The sequence below is a fragment of the Micromonospora maritima genome (genome assembly GCF_902825405.1).
In the GTDB taxonomy this organism is placed as follows: Bacteria; Actinomycetota; Actinomycetes; order Mycobacteriales; family Micromonosporaceae; genus Micromonospora; species Micromonospora maritima.
The window spans coordinates 1-4,114 of record NZ_CADEAU010000467.1 but is presented as its reverse complement, the minus strand read 5'-3'; the positions used below and the strand labels follow the sequence as shown (position 1 = coordinate 4,114).

The following is a 4,114-nucleotide window of genomic DNA, read 5'->3' as shown; positions in this document are numbered from 1 at the left end:
CCCGAGCAGCCCGCCGACCCGGGGGCGACGGCGGTGCTGCGCCCGGTCAGCCGGCCACCCGCCGATCCACGGTTGGACTCCACCGCGCTGATGGGCGCCGTACCCCCGGTGCAGGACACCGGCGACGGCGGCGACGAACCGCCGGCGGAGCCGCCGCGCCCACGGCGCGGCGAGCGGGTGGTGCAGCTCCGGCCGGAACAGACCGGGGAGGGATACCGCAGCGTCTACTCCGAGCTGACCCGCCCCACCACCGGTTCCCGGCTGCGTTCCGTGGTCCGCGGCACCGGCGAGGTGCTGATCACGTTCGGCCTGGTGGTGCTGCTCTTCGCCGGCTACGAGATCTGGGGCAAGTCGGTGATCGTCGACGCCCACCAGAACGACCTGAGCGGTCAGTTGGCCCGGGAGTGGGAGACGGACCCGACCGTCGGCCCAACCACCGGGCCCAGCGTGAAGCCGAAGCCGCCGGCCGAGGGGAAGCCGGTCGCCGGCCTCTACATCCCCAAGCTCGACAAGCACTGGGTGGTGGTGGAGGGCGTCAGCCCGGACGACATCCGGTACGCCCCGGGCCACTACCCGGACAGCGCCATGCCGGGCGAGGTGGGCAACTTCTCCGTCGCCGGCCACCGCATCCGCTCCACGTTCTGGCGGCTGGACGAGCTGAAGTCCGACGACGTCATCGTGGTCGAGACCAAGACCGAGTGGCTCGTCTACCGGGTCTACCAGCAGCGGATCGTCAAGCCCTCCCAGGTGGAGGTGGTCGCGCCGGTGCCCGGCAGTCCGGGCCGGAAGGCCACCGAGAAGCTGCTCACGCTGACCACCTGCAACCCGAAGTTCGACAACTACCAGCGGCTCATCGTCCACGCCCGCCTGGACCACGCCCAGGCGAAGTCGGCAGGCCGCCCCGCCGAGCTGGAGGCCTGACCCGTGTACTCGTGGATCTGGCGGAAGCTGCCCTTCGGTCTCCCCGGCAAGCTGATCGGCTCGGTGCTGCTGGCCACCGCCACGGTCGCCCTGCTCTGGTTCGTGGTCTTCCCCTGGGCCGAGCCGCTGCTGCCCTTCGACGACGTGCAGGTCACGCAGGACTCCGGCGTACCGGGGGACGCACCCGGGCTCACCGACCCCACCGGGCTGCCGGGCGAGGAGGAGGAACTCCCCTACAGCACGGAGACCAACAACGCCCCGCCCTCCACCCCGAACAGGTGACCCCGATGCGCGTCCTCGTGATCGACAACTACGACTCGTTCGTCTTCAACCTCGTGCAGTACCTCGGCCAGCTGGGCGTGGACTGCGAGGTGCGGCGCAACGACGAGATCGACGTCGCCGAGGTGGGCCGCGTCGGAGCGGACGGCGTACTGCTCTCGCCGGGTCCGGGCAGCCCGGACCGGGCCGGCATCTGCCTGGACGTCATCCGCGAGTACGGGGGCACGCTTCCCCTCTTCGGCGTCTGCCTCGGTCACCAGGCCATCGGCGAGGCGTTCGGCGCCACCGTGACCCGGGCCCCGGAGCTGCTGCACGGCAAGACCTCCGAGGTGCACCACCAGGGCGTCGGCGTGCTCGCCGGCCTGCCCGACCCGTTCACCGCAACCCGCTACCACTCGCTCGCGGTGCTGCCCGAGACGCTCCCGGACGAGCTGGAGGTCACCGGTCGCACCGGCTCCGGAGTGGTGATGGCGATGCGGCACCGCACGTTGCCGATCGAGGGCGTGCAGTTCCACCCCGAGTCGGTGCTGACCGAGGGCGGTCACCTCATGCTGGCGAACTGGCTGGCCACGTGCGGCTTCCCGGAGGCGCTGGAGCGCGCCCCGGAGCTGGCCGCCGAGGTCGACGCCCGCCGCCGCGCCGCCTTCGCCACCACCTGACCCCACGCCCAGGGCCGGATGTGAGGCGTGGCGGTGGCCCGGCGGTCCGGGGCACCGCCACGCGTGCGTCGGCAGCGTCAGCCGTTGCTTCGGGTGGGCGGGACGGTCGGGAACGGGAAGCCGCCACCGCCGCCACCCGGCGTGCTCGGCGAACCGCTGGGGGTCGGGCTCGCCGGCGGGGACGGGCTCTCGCTCTGCTCGGGCGCGGCGACGTCGACGTAGATCGTCACCTGCTTCTCCCGGGCGAGGTCAGCGCCCCCCTTCGGACTCTGCTTGCTGACCTTGCCGACCTTGTCCGGCTCGGTCACCTCTTCCCCGTCCAGGGTGCGCACCTTGTAGCCGGCGTTCTGCAACTGTCGGATGGCCTGGTCCTCGGAGAGCCCCACCACGTCGGGTACCTCGGTGATGTTGCCCCGGGACACCTGAAGCTTGACTGTCGAGTTCTCGGGAACCGTGCTGCCCTGGCTGGGGTCGACCTTGACGACGATGCCCTTCTGGGCGCTGTTGTCGATGTTCTCGATCTCGACCTTCAGACCCAGGCTCTTCAGCTGGTCTTCCACGTTCCTGGCCTGCGAACCCTCCAGCCCGTTGGGGATGGTGACCTGGCCGGGGCCGGTGCAGATCTGGACCGAGACCGCGGTGTTCTTCTCCACCCGCAGGCCGGGGCCCGGGCTCTGGTTGACGACCGTGCCCTTCTTGCACTCCGTGTTCTGCACCGGGTCACCGTTGACGTACCGCAGCCCGGCCTGGGTCAGCGCCGCCTGCGCCTCGGCCTGCGTGCTGTCCACCAGCTTCGGCACGGACACCTTCTCGGCGCCGGTCTGGTTGAGCCAGAGCGCGGTGCCCAGCGCGATCACCGCGAGCACGCCGAGCGCGGCGAACGTGGCGATGACCCAGGAGGAGGACCTGCGCTTGCGGGGGTCCCCGACGCGGGCGGGCGCCTGCTGGCGGGTCTGCGGGCCCATCATCTGGGTCTGCTGCGCCTGGTGGTAGCCGCCGGCGGCGGCCGCCATCGGCATGGTCTCCTCGGCCGGCATCACCGGGGTGGCCAGCACCGGCCGGCCGGCGGCGGCGCGCAGCAGGTCGGCCCGCATCTCGCCGGCGCTCTGGTAGCGGTTGAGCGGGTTCTTGGACAGCGCCTTGAGCACGATGGCGTCGACCGCGGGGTTGACGTCCGGGTTGATCGTGCTGGGCGTCGGCGGCTGCTCCCGTACGTGCTGGTAGGCGACGCTGACCGGGCTGTCGCCGACGAACGGCGGGTGCCCGCAGAGCAGCTCGAACAGCACGCAACCGGCCGCGTAGACGTCGGAGCGGGCGTCGACCGCCTCACCGCGCGCCTGCTCGGGGGAGAGGTATTGCGCGGTGCCGATGACCGCGCTGGTCTGCGTCATCGTGGTGGCGCCGCTGGCCAACGCGCGGGCGATGCCGAAGTCCATCACCTTGACCTGGCCGGTCTGGGTGAGCATCACGTTCCCGGGCTTGATGTCCCGGTGGATGATGCCGTGCCGGTGGCTGAACTCCAGCGCGGCGCACATGTCGGCGCAGATCTCCAGCGCCCGGCGCGGCTGGAGCCGCCCCTCGACGCCCAGGACCTCCTTGAGGGTCCGCCCGTTGACGAACTCCATCACGATGAACGGCAGGGTCTCCCCGGTCGGGGCGGTCTCCTCGCCGGTGTCGTAGACGGCGACGATGGCCGGGTGGTTGAGCGAGGCGGCGTTCTGCGCCTCCCGGCGGAACCGCATCTGGAACGTGGCGTCGCGGGCCAGGTCGGCACGAAGCATCTTGATCGCGACATCCCGCCCGAGCCGGAGATCGCGACCGCGGTGCACCTCCGCCATGCCGCCGTAGCCCAGCAGCTCGCCGACCTGGTACCTGCCACCGAGCAGGCGGGCCTGCGCTGTCATCGCGTCTCTCGTCCTTCGCTCGTCGTCGAACCGCCGCCGGCCGGCTGGAGGCGTACCTCACGACGGTACGACGTGCGGACCGGATAGTCGTCTCCGTGCGCCCGCACCGCGCCGGACGTCACGCTCACACTCGCCGGTACGGGCGGACCGGCGGCACCGGCCACGTATTTCCGGTACCAGAAAGAAATCACGCCCGAACAGAGGATGACCAGCACGGCCACCACGATCGCGGTGGTCCAGAGCCCGGAACGCGAGCGCCGCTGGGGCGGCGACGGCGCGACGGGCGGGCGGGCGTACCCCTGGGGGTGGTGCTGCGGTCGGGGCTGCGGGACGGGGGCCGCGCCGCGCGGC

Annotated in this window: 5 protein-coding genes; 3 read left to right on the top strand and 2 right to left on the bottom strand. The window is 71.8% G+C overall.

Annotation, left to right across the window (positions count from 1 at the left end):
- The 3 genes from HUW36_RS27200 to HUW36_RS27190 all read left to right on the top strand — a co-directional run.
- A partial coding sequence (locus HUW36_RS27200) for a class E sortase (RefSeq protein ID WP_246248345.1) occupies nt 1–921 on the top strand: 921 nt, incomplete at its 5' end.
- A gap of 3 nt (nt 922–924) precedes the next feature.
- Nucleotides 925–1,203, top strand: a complete 279-nt coding sequence (locus tag HUW36_RS27195; protein WP_174530747.1) for a hypothetical protein — start codon at nt 925–927, stop codon at nt 1,201–1,203.
- A 5-nt stretch (nt 1,204–1,208) separates the two neighbouring features.
- Complete coding sequence (locus HUW36_RS27190) at nt 1,209–1,859, top strand: aminodeoxychorismate/anthranilate synthase component II (protein WP_174530746.1); 651 nt, start codon at nt 1,209–1,211, stop codon at nt 1,857–1,859.
- A gap of 77 nt (nt 1,860–1,936) precedes the next feature.
- On the opposite strand, the gene pknB is transcribed toward HUW36_RS27190, so the two are convergent.
- Nucleotides 1,937–3,763, bottom strand: coding sequence for a Stk1 family PASTA domain-containing Ser/Thr kinase (gene pknB, locus HUW36_RS27185; protein WP_174530745.1), 1,827 nt, complete (start codon nt 3,761–3,763; stop codon nt 1,937–1,939).
- A complete protein-coding gene (locus HUW36_RS34660; RefSeq protein ID WP_246248344.1) occupies nt 3,760–3,978 on the bottom strand; it encodes a hypothetical protein in 219 nt (72 codons plus the stop codon). The genes pknB and HUW36_RS34660 overlap by 4 nt, the downstream gene beginning before the upstream one ends.
- Nucleotides 3,979–4,114: the final 136 nt, after the last annotated feature.

Excerpts from the sequence above, each read along its gene's own strand:
- HUW36_RS27190 (WP_174530746.1), top strand. The coding sequence starts at position 1,209 with ATGCGCGTCCTCGTGATCGACAACTACGACTCGTTCGTCTTCAACCTC.
- pknB (WP_174530745.1), bottom strand. The coding sequence starts at position 3,763 with ATGACAGCGCAGGCCCGCCTGCTCGGTGGCAGGTACCAGGTCGGCGAG.